The organism is Ensifer sesbaniae, from assembly GCF_013283665.1.
Lineage (GTDB): Bacteria > Pseudomonadota > Alphaproteobacteria > Rhizobiales > Rhizobiaceae > Ensifer > Ensifer sesbaniae.
In genome coordinates this window covers 1,770,399-1,788,408 of the sequence record NZ_JABEKU010000002.1, presented here as the reverse complement: position 1 = coordinate 1,788,408, position 18,010 = coordinate 1,770,399, and the positions used below count along the sequence as shown (strand labels likewise).

The window sequence follows — 18,010 nt, the reverse complement described above, 5'->3', positions numbered from 1 at the left end:
TGCCCTCACCCCAGCCCTCGCCCCGTTTGCGGAAACGTGCCTCGCCGTTGGCTCAGACCCGCGCGGTAGTCACTTCTCCCCGCGTGCGGGGAAAGGTGCCGGCAGGCGGATGAGGGGCTGATATCACCGAAAGGCTCAAGCAATGACCATGCACACCAAACCCGCAAGCCGCATCCGCGCGATCAACTGGAACCGCATCGAGGACGACAAGGACCTGGAAGTCTGGACCCGTCTCACCGGCAATTTCTGGCTGCCGGAGAAGGTGCCGCTCTCCAATGACATCCCCTCCTGGGCGACGCTGAAGCCGGAGGAGCAGAAGCTCACCATCCGCGTCTTCACCGGCCTCACGCTGCTCGATACGATCCAAAACGGCGTTGGCGCAGTCCGGTTGATGGAGGATGCCGTCACCCCACACGAAGAAGCAGTGCTTTCCAACATCTCCTTCATGGAGGCGGTGCACGCCCGCTCCTACTCCTCGATCTTTTCCACGCTCTGCCTGACCCCCGATGTCGACGATGCCTATCGCTGGTCGGAGGAAAACGAGTTCCTGCAGAAGAAATCGGCGCTGATCATGGGAGAGTACGCCTCCGGCGATCCCCTGAAGAAGAAGGTCGCAAGCGTCTTCCTCGAAAGCTTCCTGTTCTATTCCGGCTTCTATCTCCCGATGTACTGGTCGAGCCGGGCCAAGCTTACCAATACCGCCGACATGATCCGGCTGATCATCCGCGACGAAGCCGTGCACGGCTACTATATCGGCTACAAGTTCCAGCGCGCTCTGGAGCGGCTGAGCGACGAACTCCGGCAGGAGATCAAGGACTTCGCCTTCGACCTGCTTCTCGAACTCTACGACAACGAGGCAAGGTACACCGAAGCGCTTTATGACGGCGTCGGCCTCACCGAGGATGTGAAGAAGTTCCTGCACTACAATGCCAACAAGGCGCTGATGAACCTTGGCTACGAGGCACTGTTTCCGGCCGAGGCCTGCAAGGTGAACCCCGCCATTCTCTCGGCCCTTTCGCCGAACGCCGACGAGAACCACGACTTTTTCTCCGGCTCCGGCTCCTCTTACGTCATCGGCAAGGCGGTGGCGACCGAAGACGAGGACTGGGATTTCTGAGCGCGAATCCCGGAGCACCGGCCGACACATGGAGAGCCACCCGAGGACATGCTGTCTTCTGGTGGCTCTGCATGTCACCGAAGTGCGGTTATTCTGCCGCGACCACCCGGCTACGGCCGATCGTTGCCTGCGTCAGCAGGAAGGCGGCGAGTGCGCAGGCAGCGATGGCGCCGGCCATTGGCAGGGCCGTTCCGTCGAAGAAGAAGCTGGCGACCACCATGGCGACGGCGGCGGTGACGAAGTGCAGCGTGCCCATCAGCGCCGAGGCCGTGCCGGCGATTTCGCCATGGTCTTCAAGCGCCAGCACCGCGGAGGTCGGGATCACCAAGCCGAGCACGCCATAGCCGACGAACAGGAAGGCGGCCATCACAGGCAACTGGTCGAAGCCGAGGCTCATGACGACGAACATCGTAACCATGGTGAGCGCAAAGGCGCCGACGGCGAGGTGCATCACCCGCACCAGGCCAAAGCGCTCGCCGAACCAGCCGGTCGCCTGCGACACCGCGAAGAACGACACAGCGTTCATCGAGAAGGCGATGCTGTATTGCGTCGGTGTCAACCCATAGTGGTCGATCAGCACGAAGGGCGAGTTGGCGAGATAGACCAGAAACCCGGAAATACCGAGGCCGCCGATGAAGGTGAGCGTCAGGAAGTTGCGGTCGGAAAGCAGCAAGCGGTAGGCGGCAAGCGCACTTGTCACGCTGCTGTCGGCTCGGTCCTTTTTCGGGCGAGTCTCCTGCAATTGCGTCGACAGGAGGATCAGGCCGATGAAGGCGGCGATCATCACGGCATAAAAGACACCGCGCCAGCCGTAAAACTGGATCACGGCGCTGCCGGCGAGCGGGGCCAGGATCGGCGAGATGCTGAAGACCAGCATCAGCAACGACATCAGCCGCGCGGCTTGCACGCCGGTGTGCATGTCACGGACGACCGCACGCGGAATGACCATGCCGGCGGCGCCACCAATCCCTTGCAGGAAGCGGAAGGCGATCAGCGTTTCGATATCGCTTGCAAGCGCGCAGCCGATGCTGGCGACGGTGAAGAGGCCAATGCCGAGATAGAGCGGCGCCTTGCGGCCCCAGATATCGGAAAGAGGCCCATAGATGAGCTGCGAGATGGCAAAGGAAATGAAAAACGAGAGCAGGCTGAGCTGCACGACCCCGTTCTCTGCTGCCAGGTCTTTGCCGATCGACGGCAAGGCAGGCAGATACATGTCGATTGCGAAGGGTCCGATCGCCGAAATCAAACCGAGGACGATGGCCGTGCGAAGGAAGGACGCTGTCATGGCAATGATCTTTCAGAAATCGTGACAACGCTCCTGGCGCGAGGCCGGCATCGCTGCCGTCGGGATTGAAACGCGAAAAATGACGGTCGTGCCAGGATCAGACGTTTGGAGACGTATCCGCCGCTGACTGATAAGTCCAATATTTTGGACACGCGTGTAAAATTAGACACCGTTGTCTAAATCGTCAATGGGCTCTATCTTCAATCGATGAAAAAACATGACCTCGCCTCGACGGACGCCCACGTGCAAAAGGGACAGCTCGCGAAACGCGTCTCGATCCTGGAGGCGGCTGCCGACGTATTCTGCCGCGAGGGCTTTTCCGGTGCCAGCATCGACGAGATCGCCGCCGAAGCCGGCGTGTCGCGCCAGACGGTCTACAACCACTATCGCGAAAAAGAGACGCTGTTCATGGCAGTGATCCAGGACATCATGGATCGCACCAATGGCGTCCTCTTTTCGATCCTGGCGACCTTTCCGGAACGGGCCGACAATCTCGAAGAAGACCTTGCCGCTTTCGCGGTGCGGCTCAACAAGAGCTGCATCTGCAACCAGGACGCCAAGTTCATCCAGAAGCTGATCGCGACGGAAGGCCACCGCTATCCGCATCTCTTCCAGTTCTGGCGGGAACAGGGCCCGGGCAAGACGGATCGGGCGCTTGCGGCACTCTTTGCGCGGCTCGCCCACCTGGCGCCGCTCGAAATCGATGACTTCGACCTCGCGGCGCGGCAATTCATCGCGCTGATAAAGGCAGACCTGCAGATGGGCGGGCTTTTCGGCGAGGCCCCAAGTGACGCAGAACTTGAAGATAGCGCCCGCAAGGCGGTGCGGACCTTCCTGCGCGCCTATGGCCGCGAGCAGAAAACGGGCAGTCTCGAAGCTCAACATTGATTGGCGAGCGGTCGATCATCGCCGGGCCAGGTCGCACTCTTCGGCAGTCGCCAGCTCAGGCAACGGTCTCTTCCTGCTGTGCCGGCTGCTCCAGCACCCGTGCTACACAAGCTCGCCTCTGATCTGATCGATGTTGTCGACTGATGGTCCGACGCCGAGCACATCCTTGACCCATTCCCGGCACATAAGGACCGACGGTTGCCACGCTGATCCTATCTGGTGATGCGAAAACCGCTGACGCCCTCCGGCGCCTCGACGAATTCGGTAACGACCTTCGAGACCCATGCTGCCGGCGGTCCTTCATGCAGACGCTCGAGCATGCGGGTAACCGCCTCCTCCGAGCCGCTGATCAAGGCGGCGACCGAGCCGTCGGCTTCGTTACGGACCCACCCGACGAGACCGAGCTTCTGCGCCTCGTCGCGCGCCCAAACCCTGAAGCTAACGCCTTGCACCCGCCCGAGGATTCGGACCAACGCCGTCTTGTTGGTCTCATTCATGATCGCGTCTCCGTCATCGTCTCCCACGCTATCTGGCGCGAGGTGGGGGAAAGGCAAGCCATCCGCGCAACGAACCTGGAGGGAGCTCTTCCGACGACGGCCCGGCAGGCTGAACCGCAGAAAGGCGCGATAAACTCCCTCGTTATCAATTTTATTTTTTCTTCGCGTATTTTTCTGTTCAAGCTCGGGGAATCCTCCGACGGCGGCGGCGCATTCCCCGAGGACGAGCGCATTCTCTTGAGCGCCGAGATCATGCTGCGCCGTTCGGCGTAGGCCGATCCAGCAACAACCGGATTCGGTTTTCCGCCTGGGTTTCGACGTCTCGGAGGGACGGAGCCGAAGCGGGACAATATCGCCGCCGCGGTGTCCAGATAGCCATGCTCATGGTGGACGCGCAAAGGACTCTATCTCATGTTGCTCGCAAAACACCATCGTCTCATCAATGACGAAGCGCCTTAGTCCATCGTCGAGAAGTGCTTAATTTTGCTTCATGGTCACCCGCGCAAACTGAGGGCTTTCTCAAGCCTGAGAAAGGCGATACAAATCCTCGGATAATAGTTTCTGTGCGCCGAGTTTTCGTATCAATGTCTCGCTCCACTCAACGTCAAATCGCCCGGACCGTGCTCACCGAGCGCGGAATAGCACGCTTGGCGGAGCTTCGGAACGCTGGTGTGACAGCGGCAACCATGAGCCGGATGGAACGGGATGGCGAGGTGCTGCGGCTTGCTCGCGGTCTCTATCAACTTCCCGACGCCGAGCTCGATGCCAACCATAGTCTGGCAGAGATCGCCAAGCGCGTTCCGAAAGCCGTTGTGTGCCTTGTTTCAGCTCTCGCATTCCACGGCCTGACCGATCAGCTGCCGAGACACGTGTGGCTTGCCATAGGCCGCAAAGACTGGGCGCCGAAACCAGCTGGCACACCAATTCGCATCGTGCGTTTCACGGGAAGCCTACTCAACGAAAGCGTCGAAACCCATGTCATTGAAGGCGTTCCTGTGAAGGTCTTCGGGATTGCTAAAACAATTGCCGATTGCTTCCGCTATCGCAGCAAGATCGGCCTTTCTGTGGCGATCGAGGGGCTTCAGGAAGCGCTGCGGCAGCGCAAGGCCACGCCCGGCGACATTGCCAACCAGGCCGAACGTGGTGGTGTCGGCACCGTGATCCGTCCCTATCTCGAGGCACTGACCGCCAATGGCTAAGGAGATCAGAAATGTTGGCGCCTCGGTGCGGGCCCGCCTCCTGCAACTCTCCAACGCAAGCGGGCAAAGCTTTGACCTGGTTCTGACGCGTTTTGCCCTCGAGCGGTTGCTGTTCCGGCTCAGCCAGTCACCCCATGCGGATCGCTTTGTGCTGAAGGGCGCCATGCTGATGATGAGCTGGTTCGAGGATCCGCACCGCGGCACGCGCGACCTCGACCTTCTGGGCTTTGGCAGTCCCGAACCGGACCTGATGCTGGAGACATTTCGGGAAATCCTTGCGCAAAAGGTTGACGATGGCGTCATGTTCGATGCCGACACCCTGCGTGTGGATCGCATCCGTGAGGAGCTTGAATATGGTGGGCTCCGGCTACGGGCGGTCGCTTCGATCAGCGGCGCCCGGATCAACCTGAGGATCGACATCGGCTTTGGTGATGCGCTTGAGCCCGGGGCTGAGATGCTGGACTATCCTTCCATGCTGGATTTCCCGGCGCCACGGCTGCGGGCCTATGCGCGGGAGACGGTCATCGCCGAGAAGTTTATCATTGCCGAAAGCTGGCATCGTTCCTTCAGTCAGCTAAACAGGCCGGCGTTCGTAGTCGACGGCCCGCGAAGGAGCAATGCCAGAATGGGCACGGCGGCGATGGAAACTCCTGCCGCGCAGATGAAGAACGCCGAGTAACCGAAACGCTCGGCGATCCAGCCCGCACCAAGGCCGCCGGCCATGCTGATCAGGCTGTCCATGCACTGAAAAAGCGTGAAATCGACGCCCGCCTGGCGCGGGTCGGCCCAACCCATGAACTGCGCGTAGAGCGCCACGAAGCCAATCGCCATCACGCCGGAGGAACTGGCGACGGCAAGCGTCATCACGAGCGACCACGAGCCGTCGCCGGACGCGCCGACATGGGCAAAGGCGATGAGCATCGCCACCTGCATGAGCAGCGCACCGACGAGCACTGCGCCCGCACCGCGGAGCCGGACGAGCAGACCGCCGAAGAGTGCTCCGCCGAAGCCGACGAGCATGTTGCCGACGCCGTTGAGCATGCCGACGGAGGCGAGGTCGAAGCCGTAGTCGATGAGGAAGGGGCCGAGCATCGCGAGTCCCCATTTCTGCGCGGAGACATAAATCGCCGCAAGCAGCAGACCTTTGCGCACCTCTGGCCGGCGCAGCGCCGCTTTCAGCGACGGCACATGGCTGCGCGTTGCGCTCGTCAGCCGCGAACCCGGACCGAGCAGGAAGGGAAGGCCGAGCATCAGCACGACGGCCGCCATCGTCCAGACAGCGGGCGCCCAGCCGAGCCGGTCGACGAGGACGAGAAACAATCCCGCGCCGATCGCCGAGCCGACATAGGAACCACCGACCTGGGCGGCATTGCCCCAGCCGTGATGTTCTTCCGCGAGCGTCTCGACCGCATAACCATCGCAGGCGATGTCAACCGTGGACGTGAAAAGCGCAATGAACACCAAGCAGACGAGCACCGGCCCGAGCCGCTCCGGCCCCAGCAGGCCGACGAGCGCCAGCATGACAGCGCAGAGCGTGCCGCCGGTGAGGACGATGACGGCCGAGCGGTTGCGGCCGGCCGCCGGCAGGCGAAAACGCTCCACCAGCGGCGACCACAGAAACTTCAACGCCCAAGGCAGCACAGTCAGATAGACGAGGCCGATCTCGCCGAGCGGCACGCCTTGCGTCCTCAAGACTGCCGGCAGGCCGAGCATCGTCAGCCCGCCGATCACGCTCTGCGCCACATAGAGCCCGCCGACCGCGAAGAAGATCGCAGCCGGCGACGGCCTTGTTGACGGCTTGGCCTCAAGCACCATCAGAAGCGATAGCGCACGCTGGCGACGACCTTGCGGCCCTCGTCGAAGTAGCAGAAGCCGGTGGTGCAAAGCTGTTCGACCTCGTTGAAGAGATTGGTCGCATTGAGCTGCAGCCGCACGCCCTCGAAGTTCGGATTTGCGGCACCGAGGTCGTAACGCGCCGACGCGTCGACGAAGGTGCGTGCCTCGTTGTTGAGGACAGGCGTGTGCACGTTGTCGCCGAAGCTCGATCCGACATAACGAACACCGGCGCCGACGCCGAGCCCTTCGAGGGGGCCTGACTGCACCTCGTAGTCGGCCCAGAGCGAGAACATGTGGTAGGGCGAGGAGTTCAACTGATTGCCGAGCGTTTCGGCGGTCAGTTTGGTGATCTCGACGTCGTTGTAGGAATAGGAGGCGATGAAGTTCCAGCCATTGTCGAGTGACGCCGTGGCTTCGAGTTCGAAGCCGCGCGACCGGAGGTCGAGCTGGCGCAGAAGATTCAGGCCGGAAGAGGTCTCGTAGACGGTGGCGTTTTCCTGGTCGATGTTGAAGACGGCGGCAGTGATCGTCGCGTTCTGGCCGGGGATCTCATACTTGACGCCCGCCTCCCACTGCTTGCCGAGCGTCGGCATGGCCGCCGTGTTGGTGCCGCCGAGATTGATGATCACACCCGGATTGGAAACGAAGGCCGTGCCGTAGCTGACATAGGGCATCATGCCATTCGGCAGGACATAGCCAAGCGCCGCACGCGCCGTCGTTTCGCTGTCGTCGCGGTTGAAGCGGCTTCCGTCGACCGAATACTTGTTGTCCACCCAGTCGTGGCGCAGGCCTGCGGTCAGGCGCCAGGCGTCATATTCGATCTGGTCCTGGAGATAGATGCCGATGCCGCTCTGCGACTGTTTCTGGGTGGAGGTCAGCTTCGGCACATAGGTGAAATCGTCGGTGAAGAGATCCGGCCCGCTGCCCTGCTTCGACGTATATTTCATGTAGCTGTAGTCGATGCCGGCAATGAGCTGGTGCGCGGCGGCACCGGTGTCGAAGTCGAACTTCAGATAGGTGTCGCTGGCAACGCCGGTATTGTCCTCGACGGTCAGGCCCGGATACTTGGCGAACACCCATTCCTGCCGCGTCGAAATGTCGGAATAGCGCAGCTTGTGATAGAGCGTGACGCCGTCGCTGAGTTCGTGCTCCAGCTCGTAGCCGATGCGGCCCTGCTTCTGGGTAAAATCGTTGAAACGGGCGTCGCCGCCATAGGTCGGAATCGCGCCGATCGACTTGCCGTCAGGCCCATAGCGATTGAGGTAACCCCAGGTACCTCCGGTGGTCGAATCCATATATTCGCCGAGCAGGGTGAACTTGGTGCCCTCGTCCGGCTGCCAGGTGAAGGCGGGCGCGATAAACAGGCGATCGTCCTTGACCGCCTCGATCTCGGTGCGCCCGTCGCGTGCAAGTCCCGTCATGCGGTAAAGCATCGTGCCTTCGTCGTCGAGCGGCCCGGAAACGTCGAAGGCACCCTGGACCCGTCCATAGGAACCGTACTGCACCTCGACCTCGCGCAATGGGTCGCTGGTCGGGCGCTTGGAAACGATATCGACGATACCGCCGGAGCTGCTCGCGCCATAGATCGACGCCGCCGGACCGCGCAATGTGGCGATCGCCTCGACGCCATAGGGCTCCAGCCGGAAGAGGCCGTTGGGGCTAGCGATCTGCCTGAGGCCATCGCGGAAGATGCCGGTGAGCGTCAGGTCGATGCCACGCACCTTGAAGGCGTCGAAGCGCGGTTCGGCGCCGTATTGGCCGACGCGGGCGCCAGGCGTGTAGTTCAGCGCTTCTTTCAGGTTCTGTGGTTTGAGATCCTGCAACTGCTTCTGGCTGATCACCGACATCGACTGCGGCGTCTGCATCACCGACGTATCGGTCTTGGTGGCGATACGCGCCGATTTCGCGACATAGCCGTCGGTCTCGACGATGCCCTCGGCACCGGTGCGCTCGCCGGTGGCGGTGATCTTTTCGAGCTGCGTGGTGCCGTCCTTGACGACGGCACCAGTGGTGATGGACGCGTCCGACGGATCGAAGATCTGCACGGTCTTCTCGCCGACGATGCGATAGCGAAGCCCTGTCCCATCCAGAAGCGATGCAACCGCTGCTTCGGTCGCGATCGTGCCGCTGACGCCCCTGGTTTGCTTGCCGTTGGTGAGCGTACTCGGATAGAGCAGGCGCAGGTCCGCTTGCTGGCCAAGTTTCAGAATGCCCGCTTCGAGGGATCCGGCGGGGACGGAAAACGCGCTTTGGGCCGTTTTCGTCACCGGCGCCTGTGCCTGCACTGCGCCCGTGCAAGCAATCAAAGAGACGCCGGCAAGTGCCAAGCGTGCGAAAGTACGGCGCCGTGAACCACGGCCTTCAAGAATGCTCATCCAAAATCCCCTACTCAACTCCTGGAGCACCGACTGTTCCTTTTGGGGCGGCACTGCCACTGTTGACTAAGAGCGTCGGGAGCTCGATCTCCTGACGTCGTTTGGAAGATTTTCTGCCTAACGCGACTGCACGACGACCATGAGCCCGGACAGCCTCATCACACGCAGCGGCAGGCTCGTCTCCAGCACCCGCAGCGCGTCATCGGTGTCATGCAAATCGAAGATGCCGGAAACCTCCAACGCGCCCGCCGTCTCGTCGAGTAGCAGGATGCGGCCGCGACGGTAGCGCTCGAGCGTGGCCAGCACGTCACGCAGCGGCCGGCGCGAGAAGACGAGCTTGCCATCCCGCCAGGCGGTTCCGGCAGCAACGTCTGCCTTTGACAGGGAAAGCCGCCCCTGCCTGTCGATCGTTGCCGTCTCGCCGGCGCCGAGAACCGCTTTGTTGCCGGATGCCTCGACCTCGACGCGGCCTTCCTCCACCTGCACGTCGGCCGCCTGATCGGCGCTCACGGTGCCGACGGAATAGCGGGTTCCGAGCGCCGTCGCGCTGATGGAGCCGTCTTCGACCACGAACGGCTTGAACGGATTCTTCGCGACGGCGAAGAAGGCCTCCCCTCTAAGGAGCCGCACCGTTCTGCGGTTCTGCTCGTAGCGGACCACAAGGGCCGTGTCGGTGTTCAGATCGACTTCGGTCCCGTCTTCCAGAGTAATGCGCCTGACTTCGCCGACACCCGTATAGTAGTCGGCGCGCCAACGGTCGCCGTAGGGCGTCGTCAGCGACAGGATCGCGACGCCGGCCGCCAGACAGAGCCCGACGAAACCGCCGACCCGTCGCCGGCGCTGCGCGCGCAATTCGCCCAGCCTCCCTGCGGGAATGGGCACATCTCCCAAGTCGCTCCACAAGGCACGCAATTCGTCGTAAGCAACCCGATGATCGGGGTGCTCAGCCACCCAGCGGTCGAAGGCTTCGCGGTCGGCAACCGTCGCATCCTCGGACTGCAGCTTCGCGACCCATGTCGCTGCCGCTTCCAGGATGCCGTCATCGATTGTCTGGCGATTGCCGCTCATTCATGCCTTCCGGTCGAACTGAAATGCCGCTTGGCGATCCGCTCCTGGAATCGCTCCCATCATCTTAGAGTTGAAAGGGCGGTTCTTCCTGACGTCCGCTCAGAAAATAATCTCGGCGCGCATTTTCCGGCATTCGAGAAGCGCGCGGATGATGTGTTTTTCCACCATGTTCCTGGAGATGCCAAGCTCGCTGGCGATCGCGCCGTTGCTCAACCCGTGCAGGCGACTGAGGATGAAGACCTGCTGGCAGCGGTTGGGAAGCCCCTCGATGGTGCGGGCCATGATCAGGAGGCACTGGCGCGCATTGACGATCCTGTCCTGGATCGGCCGGTCTTCGGCGGCGCATTCCAGTCCTTCGCTGTCTTCCACGAACATCGCTCGTTCGCGCGCGGCTCGCTCGGACGCCACGCGCGCGACGGAACGGGCAACCTGAAACAGATAGGCTTGGGGATTCTCGATCAGGGTGGAGCGTGACGCCTCCAGCATGCGCATGAAGGTTTCCTGCGTGGCATCGACGGCGTCTTCGCGATTCCCGAGGCGCCGGCTGAAGAAGCGACGAATCCGGCTCTCTTCTCGCTCGTGGAGCCCCTGCACCATCGCATCGGTCATCAATCTGTCTCTCCAGCGCACGGCGTTGGCACCACAAGCGCGCAAGGTCCGGCGCTATCGTTTATCTTGAATACGTTACTCATGTTTTATAAGCGAAGCGGAGACGCGCTGCAATGTGCGGACCTGCGGCACGAAGAACCGAAACCGCAACGGGGCCGGTGAAGCCCCATATTGGAAAAGAACTGTTGCACGGAGGCCACGGCAGCCGACGATGGCGTAAGCGCGACCGCCGATGTCAGGTGCGTCGCGTGCTCGCCGGCACGTTCCCCAGGGAAGTCAGTTCCGAGGCAATGCGATCGATCAACAGCCGCACGCGTCGCGGCTGTACGCTTGCCGGCGGATAGACGATCTGCAGTCCTGTTTCTCCGGACGCGAATTTCGCAAGCAACTCGACGAGTGCGCCAGAGGCAAGGTCCTCCGCAATATCCCAGACGGATTTCAGCGCGATGCCGTGGCCGGCACGGCACCATTCGGCCACCAATCCGCCGTCATTGGCAACGCGTCTGCCGCGCACCATGACCTTGTGTGGCTTGCCATCGACCTGAAAGGCCCATTCACGATCGAGATTGGCACCGAAACGCATGACGATGCAGTCGTGACGGGAGAGATCGTCCGGATGTTGCGGCCTGCCCATCACTTCAAGATAGGCAGGCGCCGCGCATACGGCGCGGCGGTTCTCGCCGAGCGTGCGCGACCGAAGCGCGCTATCGGCCAGAACACCATGGCGAATGGCGAAGTCCATGCCCTGTCCGACGAGATCGACGTAGCCATCGGTGAGGTTGAGATCCACCGTCACATCAGGGTGTTCGGCAAGAAAGCGATCGAGGATCGGCACGATGTAGCGCCGGCCCATATCCTCGGGCGCACTCAGGCGGATCGGTCCGGAAATGGTCCGGGTTCCCGATCGGATGCCGGCCTCCAGTTCTCCGGCCTCCGCCAGCAGGCGACGGGCGCCGTCCACCAGAATGCGCCCCTCTTCCGTCAGGCTGATCGCCCGCGTCGTCCGCTTCAGCAGGGCTGCGCCATAGTGCGCTTCGAGTGCGGCCAACCGCTCGGAAACGGAGGCGGGCGACAACCCCTTCTCGCGCCCGGCGGCGGAAAGCCCACCCTTTTCGACAATCAGGAGAAACAGGGCGAGGTTGTCGAGCAGCATCTTTCGCTTTCTCCGAAATATGATTTTGGAACTAAGCCAATTATCCGGATGCACCGCAATAGCTAAATTCCCTATCGAAAAGGAGGCGCGACATGCAGCTCGACCACGTCACAATCCGCACAGGCGACATCGACGCAACGCGCGCGTTCTTCGAAACGGTCTTCGATCTCACCATCGGCGAGCGTCCGTCGGCCATCCGGCGCATCCCCGGCTTCTGGCTCTACGCCGAGGGTAGGCCGCTCGTTCATATCATCGGCAGCTACGGCAACGGTTATGACCGTGCGGCCGAGGCGATCGACCATGTCGGCTTCCGGCTCGACAACTACGCCGCCTTTCGCGCCCACCGGCTTGCGTTTCCCTATTCGACGATGGATCTCGCCGAGATCGGCGAACGCCGACTGTTCATGCGCGCGCCCGGCGGTCCGCTGCTCGAAGCCGTCTTTTGCGCACCCGTTCCCATGGAGAATGACCGTGACATTCAATGACAACACCGTCTCCGTCGTCATCGGTGGCACCAGCGGCATCGGCGCCGCCGTCGCCAGCGCGCTGATGCAGCGTCCCGGCCGGGTCGAGATCGCCAGCCGCGCCACCGGCCTCGACATTGCCGACAGCACAGCGGTCGCCGCGTACTTCCACAAGCTCGGTCCGATCGACCACCTGATCGTCACCGCCGGTTCCGCCGCTCCGGGTGGCAAGATCAGCGATATCGACTTGAACGCCGCCAAGGCGGCCTTCGACGTCAAGTTCTGGGGTTCGGTCGTGCTCGCCCGCGAAGCGGCCCGCTACATGCGTGCCGGCGGCACCATTACCTTCACCTCCGGGTTCCTCGCCCGCCGGACAGTGCCCGGCACCTTCGTCAAGACGGCGATAAATGCCGCCCTCGAAGCCACGGCGAAGGTGCTGGCCAAGGAACTGGCACCGCTGCGCGTCAACGTCGTCAGCCCCGGGCTGACGCAGACGGAGGCCTATGCCGGCATGGCCGGCGAGGCGCGCGACGCAATGTTTGACCGCGCCGCCGCAACCTTGCCCGCCGGCCGCTTCGGGCAGCCCGAAGATATCGCCAGCGGCTATCTCTTCGCCATCGATAATCCCTTCGTCACCGGATCAGTGATCGATATCGAAGGCGGCGCCCTCGTCAGTTGACTGAGAACGCCCGAAGGCTTTGCTCGCCGCATGCACGACGCCTATTCTAGTCGGATCATCGTCGCCAGCCGTGACGGCCGAGAGAATTCGCAAAAGCAGACCGTTTACCCACTATAAGGAGCAAACCATGAAAGCCGTCGCCCTCACCCGTTATCTTCCGGTTTCCGACCCGGAGAGCTTCCTCGACGTCACCTTGCCGAAGCCGGTGCCCGCGGGGCGCGATATACTGGTCGCCGTCAACGCCGTCGCCGTCAATCCGGTGGATGTCAAGATGCGGGCGCCGAAGGACAAGATCGAGGAGACGCCACGCGTCCTCGGCTGGGATGCGAGCGGCGTGGTCGAGGCGGTCGGTCCCGGCGTGACGCTGTTCCGGCCCGGCGACGAGGTCTACTACGCCGGCGACCTGACGCGGCCTGGGACCAACCAGCAATACCACCTCGTCGACGAGCGCATCGTCGGACCCAAGCCGAAGAGCCTTTCATTTGCCGAAGCGGCGGCCCTGCCGCTGACGACGATCACCGCTTACGAAGCCTTCTTTGATCGCCTGGGGATCGACCGGGACGGCGCCGACCGCGGCCAGTCGATCCTGATCGTCGGCGGTGCCGGCGGCGTCGGCTCGATCGGCATCCAGCTTGCCAAGCGCGCCGGTCTCACCGTTATCGCCACGGCCTCGCGACAGGAAACCATCGCCTGGGTGAAAGAGCTCGGCGCCGACCATGTCGTGAGCCATCGCGAGCCGCTGGTCGAACAGGTCCGCGCGCTCGGTTTCAACCATGTCGACCACATCGCCATTTTCAACGACATGCGCCACTGGGACGCCGCCGTCGAACTGATCCGCCCTCAAGGCGGCATCGTCTCGATCGACAACACCGATGTGCCGATGCCGATGGCCGGCATGAAGACCAAGGCGGCCAGCCTCCACTGGGAGTTCATGTTCGCCCGGCCGATGCACCAGACGCCCGACATGATCGAGCAGCACCGGCTGTTGTCCTTCGTCGCCGACGAGATCGATGCAGGCCGGCTGAAGACGACGCTTGCCGAAGTGCTGTCCCCAATCAATGCCGCGAACCTGCGCGAAGCGCATCGGCGCATCGAGACAGGGGCTGCCAAGGGCAAGATCGTCATCGAAGGCTTTGGCGACTGATGCCCGAGAGGCTGTGGTCGTCACCGCCGAACGGCGCTGCCGGCCTGATTAAGCGAAATCGCTCGCCGCGACATAGATTGCGGCGAGCGCCTCGAAACCGACCTGATCTTCGGCATCAAACCGGCCAGGGCTCGGGCTGTCGAGGTCGAGCACGCCCAGCAACTTCCCGTCCTTGACCAGCGGCACGACGAGCTCCGAGCGTGACGCCGCATCGCAAGCAATATGCCCGGCAAAGGCATGGACGTCCGGGACCAGCATCGTCCGCCGTTGCGCGGCGGCGGCGCCGCAGACGCCTCTACCAACGGGTATCCGCACGCAGGCGACCTTCCCCTGGAACGGCCCGAGCACGAGCTCGTCGTTCGAGCGCAGAAAATAGAAGCCAGCCCAGTTCAGATTCGGCACCAGATCGAAAACAAGCGCCGAGAGGTTGGCGGCATTGGCGATGAAGTCGCGCTCGTCGTGCAGCAGGCCACCGAGCTGGCCGGCGAGTTCACGATAGAATTCGGGCTTGTCGCCGGTTTCGATTGTCTTCGAGGCAAACACGGTCCTACCTTTCAAATCTCGGCATCACGCCGCTTGGTCGCTCAATGATCATGGCGGCTCGCCAACGGCGGATCGCGGCATTGCGACCATTGGCGCAGCAATATCACCATCCCAGGAGACAGCAAAACTGCGATTCAGGCGATATTTCTTAAAGCGATATATCGATACAGCCTGCCCCAGGTTCTCAGCCATCCGTTTCCGGATCGCCCTTCACCGCCGTGATGATTTCGCCGAGCACCAGATGCAGCGCATCGCGGTAGCCATTACGGGCCGAAGGCCCGCTCTCGGCCGATGTCATGACGACGGTCAGATCGAGGCTCGGCACGATGTAGAGCATCTGGCCGCCATAACCCCAGGCGAAATGCACGTCTTCACCGGCAATTCGGCGCTCAAACCAACCATAGCCGTAGGAGTCTCCGGAAAAACGCGAACTGGTGCGATGCTGCCAGGACGTTTCGATCCATGCCGGAGACACGACCTGCGCGCCCGAAGCCGTGCGGCCGCCGTTGCGGTAGAGTTCGCCGAAGGCAAGAAGCGAGCGGGCACTCATCGCCATCTGGTTGCCGCCGAGATAGATCCCCTGCGGGTCGCGATCCCAGGCCCCGATGCGGAAACCTTCGAGCGGCCCAAACCAGTCGCGCGCCAACGTGAGGGTCGACTTGCCGCTCACTTTCGTCAAGATCGCGGAAAGAAGATGGGTCGAGGCGGTCGAATAGAGCATCTCCCCGCCCGGATCGTCATCGAACGGCTGCGCGAGCGCCGTGCGCACCCAGTTGCGGCTGGCGACCCAACGGCCGTAGCTCGGCCCCGAAAGACGGCCAAGCCCGGCCTGCATTGATAGGAGGTTGCCGATAGTGATGTCATTGATGCGTGGGTCCGGCGAAGCGGGAAGTTCCGCCTTCAGGATCGGCGCGATCTTCTGGTCCGGACCTTCCAGCAGCCCCTTGTCGATGGCGATGCCGACAAGCGCCGAGATGATCGATTTCGACGCCGACTTTATGTTCGTGGCATCCGTCACCCGGTTGCCGCGATAGCCGCGTTCCGCCAGGATCTCGCCGTCGCGGGCGACGATCACGGTCTTCAGTGGTTCGAGTTCTGTGCGCGATGCCAATTCTTTGAGGAGAGCCGAAACCGGCGCCTGCACCTCGGCAGCAGCCGGCAGGGTGAAGAGCGCCCAGAAGACGAGCGTCGGGGCCAAGAGTGCCCGGGCGAAGACGGCGGCGGCAAATCTGATCATGGATCAGCATCTAAGACCGCCCCGCGCCCGCGTCATCCGCCGCGACGCCATTTCACGGTGATTTGAAATCCGGGTGACCGCCGGGCCGCCGACTTCAGTCCGCCGGCTGCCTTGCAAAGGCCTCCACGAAGCGCCGCAAACTTTGTTCGACGAATTCCGTGACCGGTGCTTGCGGGTCGAAACTCCACCAGAGCAGCGACCCCTGCCATTGCGACGCCATCAGCAGCCCTAATCCTGGAGCCGCTGCGGGCAATCCCGAAAGACACTCGTCAAGCACACCCGAAAGCACGTCGCGCCATTTGGCGCCCCGCGCGCGGAGCTTCGGATCGCGTAGGTCTTCGCGAAGAATCCGGAGATCGTCGGCATAGGATTCGATGGCGCCATAGTCGCCGGAAAGGCCGACGAGCAACGTAATGGCGCCCTCCGGTGTGCGAGGGACCGTCGCCACCAGTTCCGCCGTCTGCCGGTCGAGACCGTCCCAGGCCTGCGTCAGCGCACTCTGGATCAGTCGCGCCTTGTTTTCGAAACGCTGCACCAGCGTGGCACCGGAAAGCCCTGTCCTGGCAGCGAGCGCCGCAAAGGTCAGTCCATCCGGACCTTCGGCCCGCATCAACGCGAATGCAGCGGCCAGCACCTCCTCGTCGGGCATCGTTTTCGGGCGGGGCATCTTGACTCTCATTTATAACCGAACAATCATTTATATATAACATAGCCGAAAGAGAACGCCAGACGGCAACCGGCCCAAAGGAGGAAAACATGTCTCTCGCAGGAAAAATCGCGCTCGTCGCCGGCGCGACACGAGGCGGCGGGCGGGGCATCGCCGCCGAACTCGGCGCCGCCGGTGCCACCGTGTACGTGACAGGGCGAACCACGCGGCAGCAACAATCCGACTACGGGCGGCCCGAGACGATTGAAGAGACGGCTGAGATCGTGACCAGTCTGGGCGGCCAGGGGATTTCCGTTCAGGTCGATCATTTGCAGCCGGCACAGGTAAAGGCACTCGTTGATCGCATCCGCGACGAACAGGGACGGCTGGACATCCTGGTCAACGATGTCTGGGGCGGTGAATTGCTGTTCGAATGGAACAAGCCGGTCTGGGAGCACAATCTGGAAAATGGCCTGAAGCTGCTGCGCCTCGGCGTCGACACCCACCTCATCACCGCCCACTACGCGCTGCCGCTGATGATCGAAAGGCCGGGCGGCCTGCTGGTCGAGGTGACCGACGGCACCGCCGAGTACAATGCCGAGAACTATCGATTGTCGCCCTTCTACGATCTTGCCAAGGTTTCGGCCAATCGCATGGCCTGGGCCCACGCCAAGGATCTTGCCCCGCATGGCGCGACTTCGGTTTCAATTACCCCGGGCTGGATGCGCTCGGAGATGATGCTCGAGCACTACGGGGTCAGCGAGAACAACTGGCGTGATGCCACGAAGAGCCAGCCGCATTTCGTGATCTCGGAGACGCCACGCTTCGTCGGCCGCGCCGTCGCTGCACTCGCGGCAGATCCGGAGAAGGCCCGCTGGAACGGCCAGTCGCTTTCGAGCGGCGGGCTGGCTCAGGTTTACGGCTTCACCGATCTCGATGGCTCGCGGCCCGATTGCTGGCGCTACATGCGCGAAGTGATGGAGGCCAACAGGCCAGCCGATGCCACCGGATATCGCTGAGCGAACGAGGTGCCGCTCGCGAAAGAAACGCGATCGATCACGATGGCCGTCCAGCAAACTTGAAACGGCGCGCCGCCTCCTATAGTCGGAGTTCCAGGCAAACCCAGCGCGCCGCCGCTCCTCATGCGAAGGCGGCGCTATCGAGTGTTACTGAAGATGGCATCGCGGGATCGTTATTCGAGAAAGCTGGAATGCGCAAAATGCGGAGCCTCCGGCTTCGCTGAAGCGTCTGAGAACGACAGTGCCAAGAG

At 62.5% G+C, this 18,010-nt stretch carries 19 protein-coding genes and 1 pseudogene; 9 read left to right on the top strand and 11 right to left on the bottom strand.

Features of this window, described 5'->3' with window-relative positions:
- The first annotated feature begins 142 nt into the window (after nucleotides 1-142).
- On the top strand, nucleotides 143-1,117 hold the full coding sequence (gene nrdF / locus BHMPCIPO_RS26105) for a class 1b ribonucleoside-diphosphate reductase subunit beta (protein WP_173519632.1): 975 nt from the start codon (nucleotides 143-145) through the stop codon (nucleotides 1,115-1,117).
- A gap of 88 nt (nucleotides 1,118-1,205) precedes the next feature.
- Here nrdF and BHMPCIPO_RS26100 read toward each other — a convergent pair whose 3' ends face one another.
- On the bottom strand, nucleotides 1,206-2,402 hold the full coding sequence (locus tag BHMPCIPO_RS26100; protein WP_173519631.1) for a multidrug effflux MFS transporter: 1,197 nt from the start codon (nucleotides 2,400-2,402) through the stop codon (nucleotides 1,206-1,208).
- A 207-nt stretch (nucleotides 2,403-2,609) separates the two neighbouring features.
- Here BHMPCIPO_RS26100 and BHMPCIPO_RS26095 point away from each other — a divergent pair, with 207 nt between their 5' ends.
- Nucleotides 2,610-3,290 (top strand): TetR/AcrR family transcriptional regulator, encoded by a 681-nt coding sequence (locus BHMPCIPO_RS26095; protein WP_173519630.1) that lies wholly within the window; start codon nucleotides 2,610-2,612, stop codon nucleotides 3,288-3,290.
- A 212-nt stretch (nucleotides 3,291-3,502) separates the two neighbouring features.
- Here the strand turns inward: BHMPCIPO_RS26095 and BHMPCIPO_RS26090 are convergent, their stop codons facing one another.
- Nucleotides 3,503-3,787, bottom strand: coding sequence for an acylphosphatase (locus BHMPCIPO_RS26090; RefSeq protein WP_173519629.1), 285 nt, complete (start codon nucleotides 3,785-3,787; stop codon nucleotides 3,503-3,505).
- 42 nt (nucleotides 3,788-3,829) lie between these two features.
- Here BHMPCIPO_RS26090 and BHMPCIPO_RS33155 point away from each other — a divergent pair, with 42 nt between their 5' ends.
- From BHMPCIPO_RS33155 to BHMPCIPO_RS26080, 3 genes and pseudogenes are all read left to right on the top strand, one after another.
- Nucleotides 3,830-4,060: a hypothetical protein gene (locus tag BHMPCIPO_RS33155; RefSeq protein WP_246304568.1), complete on the top strand. Its 231-nt coding sequence runs from the start codon at nucleotides 3,830-3,832 to the stop codon at nucleotides 4,058-4,060.
- Nucleotides 4,061-4,371: 311 nt separating this feature from the next.
- Entirely contained in the window at nucleotides 4,372-4,986 is a 615-nt protein-coding gene (locus BHMPCIPO_RS26085; protein WP_173519628.1) for a type IV toxin-antitoxin system AbiEi family antitoxin domain-containing protein, read from the top strand.
- Nucleotides 4,979-5,524, top strand: a pseudogene (locus tag BHMPCIPO_RS26080) (nucleotidyl transferase AbiEii/AbiGii toxin family protein); the annotation flags it as partial. The gene BHMPCIPO_RS26085 and the pseudogene BHMPCIPO_RS26080, both read left to right, overlap by 8 nt.
- Before the next feature lie 32 nt (nucleotides 5,525-5,556).
- Here the strand turns inward: BHMPCIPO_RS26080 and BHMPCIPO_RS26075 are convergent.
- The 5 genes from BHMPCIPO_RS26075 to BHMPCIPO_RS26055 all read right to left on the bottom strand — a co-directional run bounded on the left by BHMPCIPO_RS26075 (nucleotide 5,557) and on the right by BHMPCIPO_RS26055 (nucleotide 12,027).
- Nucleotides 5,557-6,801 (bottom strand): MFS transporter, encoded by a 1,245-nt coding sequence (locus BHMPCIPO_RS26075; RefSeq protein ID WP_173519627.1) that lies wholly within the window; start codon nucleotides 6,799-6,801, stop codon nucleotides 5,557-5,559.
- Nucleotides 6,801-9,197 (bottom strand): TonB-dependent siderophore receptor, encoded by a 2,397-nt coding sequence (locus BHMPCIPO_RS26070; RefSeq protein WP_173519626.1) that lies wholly within the window; start codon nucleotides 9,195-9,197, stop codon nucleotides 6,801-6,803. The genes BHMPCIPO_RS26075 and BHMPCIPO_RS26070 overlap by 1 nt, the downstream gene beginning before the upstream one ends.
- A 117-nt stretch (nucleotides 9,198-9,314) precedes the next feature.
- A complete protein-coding gene (locus tag BHMPCIPO_RS26065) occupies nucleotides 9,315-10,265 on the bottom strand; it encodes a FecR family protein (RefSeq protein WP_173519625.1) in 951 nt (316 codons plus the stop codon).
- Nucleotides 10,266-10,364: 99 nt separating this feature from the next.
- Entirely contained in the window at nucleotides 10,365-10,874 is a 510-nt protein-coding gene (locus BHMPCIPO_RS26060; RefSeq protein ID WP_173519624.1) for a sigma-70 family RNA polymerase sigma factor, read from the bottom strand.
- Between the two features lie 235 nt (nucleotides 10,875-11,109).
- Complete coding sequence (locus BHMPCIPO_RS26055) at nucleotides 11,110-12,027, bottom strand: LysR family transcriptional regulator (protein ID WP_173519623.1); 918 nt, start codon at nucleotides 12,025-12,027, stop codon at nucleotides 11,110-11,112.
- Nucleotides 12,028-12,119: 92 nt separating this feature from the next.
- Here BHMPCIPO_RS26055 and BHMPCIPO_RS26050 point away from each other — a divergent pair, with 92 nt between their 5' ends.
- From BHMPCIPO_RS26050 to BHMPCIPO_RS26040, 3 genes are all read left to right on the top strand, one after another.
- Nucleotides 12,120-12,512 carry a VOC family protein gene (locus tag BHMPCIPO_RS26050; RefSeq protein WP_173519622.1) on the top strand — a complete coding sequence of 131 codons (393 nt, stop codon included), beginning with the start codon at nucleotides 12,120-12,122 and terminating at the stop codon, nucleotides 12,510-12,512.
- A complete protein-coding gene (locus tag BHMPCIPO_RS26045) occupies nucleotides 12,499-13,170 on the top strand; it encodes an SDR family oxidoreductase (RefSeq protein WP_210266654.1) in 672 nt (223 codons plus the stop codon). The genes BHMPCIPO_RS26050 and BHMPCIPO_RS26045 overlap by 14 nt, the downstream gene beginning before the upstream one ends.
- A gap of 127 nt (nucleotides 13,171-13,297) precedes the next feature.
- On the top strand, nucleotides 13,298-14,314 hold the full coding sequence (locus BHMPCIPO_RS26040) for a zinc-binding alcohol dehydrogenase family protein (protein ID WP_173519620.1): 1,017 nt from the start codon (nucleotides 13,298-13,300) through the stop codon (nucleotides 14,312-14,314).
- Between the two features lie 48 nt (nucleotides 14,315-14,362).
- On the opposite strand, the gene msrC is transcribed toward BHMPCIPO_RS26040, so the two are convergent.
- The 4 genes from msrC to BHMPCIPO_RS26025 all read right to left on the bottom strand — a co-directional run bounded on the left by msrC (nucleotide 14,363) and on the right by BHMPCIPO_RS26025 (nucleotide 16,761).
- On the bottom strand, nucleotides 14,363-14,857 hold the full coding sequence (gene msrC / locus BHMPCIPO_RS26035) for a free L-methionine (R)-S-oxide reductase MsrC (RefSeq protein WP_173519619.1): 495 nt from the start codon (nucleotides 14,855-14,857) through the stop codon (nucleotides 14,363-14,365).
- A 48-nt stretch (nucleotides 14,858-14,905) separates the two neighbouring features.
- Nucleotides 14,906-15,049 (bottom strand): hypothetical protein, encoded by a 144-nt coding sequence (locus BHMPCIPO_RS32635; RefSeq protein WP_210266652.1) that lies wholly within the window; start codon nucleotides 15,047-15,049, stop codon nucleotides 14,906-14,908.
- Nucleotides 15,042-16,094 carry a serine hydrolase domain-containing protein gene (locus BHMPCIPO_RS26030; protein WP_173519618.1) on the bottom strand — a complete coding sequence of 351 codons (1,053 nt, stop codon included), beginning with the start codon at nucleotides 16,092-16,094 and terminating at the stop codon, nucleotides 15,042-15,044. Before BHMPCIPO_RS26030 ends, BHMPCIPO_RS32635 begins: the two co-directional genes overlap by 8 nt.
- A 94-nt stretch (nucleotides 16,095-16,188) precedes the next feature.
- On the bottom strand, nucleotides 16,189-16,761 hold the full coding sequence (locus tag BHMPCIPO_RS26025) for a TetR/AcrR family transcriptional regulator (protein WP_173519617.1): 573 nt from the start codon (nucleotides 16,759-16,761) through the stop codon (nucleotides 16,189-16,191).
- Nucleotides 16,762-16,850: 89 nt separating this feature from the next.
- Between BHMPCIPO_RS26025 and BHMPCIPO_RS26020 the strand changes: the two genes are divergently transcribed.
- Nucleotides 16,851-17,759 carry an SDR family oxidoreductase gene (locus BHMPCIPO_RS26020; RefSeq protein WP_173519616.1) on the top strand — a complete coding sequence of 303 codons (909 nt, stop codon included), beginning with the start codon at nucleotides 16,851-16,853 and terminating at the stop codon, nucleotides 17,757-17,759.
- The last annotated feature ends 251 nt before the right edge of the window (nucleotides 17,760-18,010 follow it).

What these genes read in the sequence shown, in the direction of transcription:
- BHMPCIPO_RS26055 (WP_173519623.1), bottom strand. Translation starts at nt 12,027, where the DNA reads ATGCTGCTCGACAACCTCGCCCTGTTTCTCCTGATTGTCGAAAAGGGT.
- BHMPCIPO_RS26040 (WP_173519620.1), top strand. Translation starts at nt 13,298, where the DNA reads ATGAAAGCCGTCGCCCTCACCCGTTATCTTCCGGTTTCCGACCCGGAG.
- BHMPCIPO_RS26100 (WP_173519631.1), bottom strand. Translation starts at nt 2,402, where the DNA reads ATGACAGCGTCCTTCCTTCGCACGGCCATCGTCCTCGGTTTGATTTCG.
- BHMPCIPO_RS26090 (WP_173519629.1), bottom strand. Translation starts at nt 3,787, where the DNA reads ATGAATGAGACCAACAAGACGGCGTTGGTCCGAATCCTCGGGCGGGTG.
- BHMPCIPO_RS26060 (WP_173519624.1), bottom strand. Translation starts at nt 10,874, where the DNA reads ATGACCGATGCGATGGTGCAGGGGCTCCACGAGCGAGAAGAGAGCCGG.
- BHMPCIPO_RS26065 (WP_173519625.1), bottom strand. Translation starts at nt 10,265, where the DNA reads ATGAGCGGCAATCGCCAGACAATCGATGACGGCATCCTGGAAGCGGCA.
- BHMPCIPO_RS26085 (WP_173519628.1), top strand. Translation starts at nt 4,372, where the DNA reads ATGTCTCGCTCCACTCAACGTCAAATCGCCCGGACCGTGCTCACCGAG.
- BHMPCIPO_RS26050 (WP_173519622.1), top strand. Translation starts at nt 12,120, where the DNA reads ATGCAGCTCGACCACGTCACAATCCGCACAGGCGACATCGACGCAACG.
- nrdF (WP_173519632.1), top strand. Translation starts at nt 143, where the DNA reads ATGACCATGCACACCAAACCCGCAAGCCGCATCCGCGCGATCAACTGG.
- BHMPCIPO_RS26070 (WP_173519626.1), bottom strand. Translation starts at nt 9,197, where the DNA reads ATGAGCATTCTTGAAGGCCGTGGTTCACGGCGCCGTACTTTCGCACGC.
- BHMPCIPO_RS26095 (WP_173519630.1), top strand. Translation starts at nt 2,610, where the DNA reads ATGAAAAAACATGACCTCGCCTCGACGGACGCCCACGTGCAAAAGGGA.
- BHMPCIPO_RS26030 (WP_173519618.1), bottom strand. Translation starts at nt 16,094, where the DNA reads ATGATCAGATTTGCCGCCGCCGTCTTCGCCCGGGCACTCTTGGCCCCG.
- BHMPCIPO_RS26020 (WP_173519616.1), top strand. Translation starts at nt 16,851, where the DNA reads ATGTCTCTCGCAGGAAAAATCGCGCTCGTCGCCGGCGCGACACGAGGC.
- BHMPCIPO_RS26075 (WP_173519627.1), bottom strand. Translation starts at nt 6,801, where the DNA reads ATGGTGCTTGAGGCCAAGCCGTCAACAAGGCCGTCGCCGGCTGCGATC.
- BHMPCIPO_RS32635 (WP_210266652.1), bottom strand. Translation starts at nt 15,049, where the DNA reads ATGGCTGAGAACCTGGGGCAGGCTGTATCGATATATCGCTTTAAGAAA.
- BHMPCIPO_RS26025 (WP_173519617.1), bottom strand. Translation starts at nt 16,761, where the DNA reads ATGCCCCGCCCGAAAACGATGCCCGACGAGGAGGTGCTGGCCGCTGCA.